We start from the raw sequence: 3,328 nt of genomic DNA, 5'->3' as shown, positions 1-3,328 counted from the left end.
TCCCCCCAGCCTCTCTCCGCTGGCCGCCGTGCCGCCCCCCCCGCCCTTGCGCCCGGTTCCCCCCGCTCGGCGCCCCCCGTCGCGACGGGCGGCCACTTCCGTGGTCGGGAGCTGATCGGCGGGCCGGGGAGCTGAACCGGCCCACCGATCAGCCCGTCAGGGTGCCCCTCAACAGGCTGTCGCCGGAGTGGCGGGTGTTGTTGTCGTACTGCTCGGCGGAGACGTCGACCACCGAGTAACTCTTGAGATCGACATTCGGGGGCAGCGGCAGCAGAGCATCCGAACCGCCGCCCAGGGTGCCCACCGAGAACATCTCCATCGTCGTCGGATTGATGAGCCAGACCTCGTAGTACCCCGGGACGCGCGGGAGATTCGCCACATGCAGATGCAGTTGGCCGTCCTGGAGAACACGGGCGTCGCCACTGGCCGTCGGCGGTGTCGATCCGTACGCCGCCAGCGGCGCGCTCGCCACCACCACCTGCGGCGGAGTGGGCGACGGGTCGTCCGGCCGTAGCACGGAGACCGTGCCCACCACACCGACCGCCGCGGCGGCTGCCGCCGTCACGGCGGTTGCCGCCCAACGGGACCAGCCGGAGCCCCGGCGGGACCGACGCGTCGGATCCAACCTGGTGACCGTCGACTCGGCGTGCGTGTCGTCGGCCCTCGCGGCCGTGGTGCTGTGGGTTTGCGTGGGCACCTGCTGTCGAGCGAGCCCGGTCGGCGACGGCCCGGCTTCCGCCGCCCTCACCTGGGCGATGATGCCCTGCCAGACGTGCTCCGGGGGGTCGGGCAGGTCGGTCAGGCCCTGCGTCTCGGTGCCGAGCCCAGCAACCCGTTCCAGGGTCGCCAGCTCCGCGCGGCAGTGCGCGCAGGTGCCGAGGTGGGTGCTCTCCCCGTTGTCCGCCTCGCTCTCACCGAGCGCCAGAAAGACCAGCCGGTCGTGGTCCAGGTGCTGCACCGTCCACCTCCCATCTGCGTTTCAAGCTCGCCATGCCGCGCCGGATGTGACTCTTCACGGTGCCCAGCGGCACTCCGGTCACAGTGGCTATCTGCTGGTGTGTCAGGTCGTCGTAGAAGGCCAACTCCAGCATGCGTCGTTGGTCGTCCGGCAGGAGGGCCAGCTCGTCGGCGATGACCAGCCGGTCCACCACCCGGTCCGGGTCCGGGTCGGTGGACGTCGGCTCGGGTAGTTGCCGGACCGTCTCCACCACCCGGGTCTCCCGGGCCGAGGCGCGCATCCGGTCGATCACCTTGCGTCGGCCGATGCCGAGCAGCCACCCGACCAGCGATCCCTTGGCCGGGTCGAAGGTGTCGCGACCCAGCCAGGCGGCGACGAACGTCGCCTGGGTGACGTCCTCGGCGTCGCTGCGGTTGGCCAGCATGGAGGTGGCCAGGTGGTGCACGGCGCGACCGTACCTGTCGTACGCCTCGCGGAGGGCCACCTCGTCGCCCGCGCGGAAGCGGAGGCCGAGGTCGTCCACCGGGGGGTCCGGTTCCTGTAGGGGCGCCGTCATCGGGCGGCTCGCCTTCGATGGGGCATGCCCGACTGTAGCTGCCACAGTCTCTGCCCCACTCTCCCGGTCGAAGTCATCTCACCAGCTCTTCGTCCCAGGGGCGTCGTTCGGATGCAGGCGGGACCGAAAAAGAAAAGTGCTCCTCCGGCGCATCCGCCCGTCGAAGAGCCGGCGTAACCCGTTCTGCAAGCCAGGCCTGACGAATCAGCAGTTATCACCAGGAGGCAGACATGCAGCTCTCGTACTTCCGTCGGGTCGCCGCCGCTGGCGCGGTCGCCGCGTTGACGTTCGCCGGTGTCGGCGCGCTCACCGCCACCCCCGCGTACGCCGCCACGTCGAAGGTCTCCGTCGTGCACGGCATCCCGGACACCCCGGTCGACGTCTACGTCAACGGCAAGAAGACGCTGGAGAACTTCAAGCCCGGTGACGTCGCCGGCCCGCTGAACCTGGAGGAGGGCGACTACGACATCGCGCTCACCAAGCCCGGCGAGCCGATCGGCAGCGCGATTCTCAAGGCCGACAACGCGGCGGTGCCCGGCGGGGCCAACATCAGCATCGCGGCGCACCTCGACGCCGCCGGCCAGCCGAAGATCACGCCGTTCGTGAACGACGTGTCGAAGGTCGCCGCCGGCAAGGCCCGGCTCATCGTCCGGCACACCGCCGCCGCCCCCGAGGTCGACGTACGCGCCGGTGGCACCCCGGTCTTCGAGGGCCTCACCAACCCGAACGAGGCCAAGGGCGACGTCGACGCGGGCAGCGTGAAGGCGGACGTGGTGCTGGCCGGCACCGACACCGTGGCCATCGGCCCGGCGGACCTCAACCTCAAGGAGGGCACCGCGACGGTCGTCTACGCGATCGGATCCGCCGAGGCGAAGAACCTCGGCGTGGTGGCCCAGACCATCACCGGCCTGCACTCCGCTCCCGGCGGCGTGCCGAGCGGTGACGGTGGCCAGGCCGGTACCGGCGTGAACACCTGGTGGTACGTGCTCACCGGTGCCGGCGTACTCCTGCTGCTCGGTGGTGGGGTGCGGATGGCGACCGCGCGGACCGGTCGCAAGTGACGGTGCGCAACCGCGGCGCGCTGGCGGCCCTGGCCGCCGGCGTTGCCGCGCTCACCGTCGCCGCCCTGGTGGCGTGCGGCTCGCAGCCGGCCGGGAACGTGGGCGCGGACGAGGCGACAGCCCTCGCCAGCACCCCACCGGCCGTCGCCAGCGGCCCGACCGTTCCGGTGACCGCCGGTGAGCTGCCCGCCGATGCGAAGATCGTCCCGCCGGTACGGCTCGTGATCCCGGAGATCGGCGTCACCGCCACCGTCAACGCGGTCGGCATCAACGAGAAGACGAACGAGTTCGAGGTGCCGCCGAGCGTCGACCAGATCGGCTGGTACCGCCACGGCCCCGGCCTGGAGGCGGACGCCGGATCGGTGGTCATCGCCGGTCACGTGGACAGCGCCAAGCAGGGCAAGGGCGCGTTCTTCCGGCTGCGGGAGCTGGACCAGGGCGACACGGTGACCGCGACCGGCAGTGACGGTGAGGCCCGGCGGTACCGGGTCGTGGCCCGGGAGGAGTACGACAAGACCAGGATTCCGCTGGACCGGTACTTCGCCCGGGACGGGAAGCCACGGCTGACGCTGATGACGTGCGGTGGGCCGTTCGACGCCAAGGCCCGCAAGTACCGGGACAACATCGTCGTGACCGCGGTACCCGCCTGACGAGGTCACGCCATGTGCCGGGGTGGGGAGTCCCACCCCGGCACCCGGCGGCACGGCCAGCAAGCCGGCGAAGTCCGAGTCGTCGTCCGGCGACAAGTCCGGG

The 3,328-nt window shown here is 71.4% G+C and carries 4 protein-coding genes; 2 read left to right on the top strand and 2 right to left on the bottom strand.

From position 1 onward, the window contains the following. Nucleotides 1-148 precede the first annotated feature (148 nt). Together ACWCO3_RS33155 and ACWCO3_RS33150 are read right to left on the bottom strand one after the other, a co-directional pair. Complete coding sequence (locus ACWCO3_RS33155) at nucleotides 149-958, bottom strand: anti-sigma factor (protein WP_450013874.1); 810 nt, start codon at nucleotides 956-958, stop codon at nucleotides 149-151. Next, nucleotides 912-1,514, bottom strand: a complete 603-nt coding sequence (locus ACWCO3_RS33150; RefSeq protein ID WP_145785177.1) for an RNA polymerase sigma factor — start codon at nucleotides 1,512-1,514, stop codon at nucleotides 912-914. The genes ACWCO3_RS33155 and ACWCO3_RS33150 overlap by 47 nt, the downstream gene beginning before the upstream one ends. A 230-nt stretch (nucleotides 1,515-1,744) precedes the next feature. Here ACWCO3_RS33150 and ACWCO3_RS33145 point away from each other — a divergent pair, with 230 nt between their 5' ends. Together ACWCO3_RS33145 and ACWCO3_RS33140 are read left to right on the top strand one after the other, a co-directional pair. After that, on the top strand, nucleotides 1,745-2,575 hold the full coding sequence (locus tag ACWCO3_RS33145; RefSeq protein ID WP_145785176.1) for a DUF4397 domain-containing protein: 831 nt from the start codon (nucleotides 1,745-1,747) through the stop codon (nucleotides 2,573-2,575). Next, nucleotides 2,572-3,225 carry a class F sortase gene (locus ACWCO3_RS33140; RefSeq protein ID WP_450013871.1) on the top strand — a complete coding sequence of 218 codons (654 nt, stop codon included), beginning with the start codon at nucleotides 2,572-2,574 and terminating at the stop codon, nucleotides 3,223-3,225. The genes ACWCO3_RS33145 and ACWCO3_RS33140 overlap by 4 nt, the downstream gene beginning before the upstream one ends. The last annotated feature ends 103 nt before the right edge of the window (nucleotides 3,226-3,328 follow it).

The organism is Micromonospora sp. NPDC002411 (assembly GCF_053592955.1).
The sequence above is the reverse complement of the archived record's forward strand: the minus strand, read 5'-3'. Positions and strand labels throughout refer to the sequence as shown.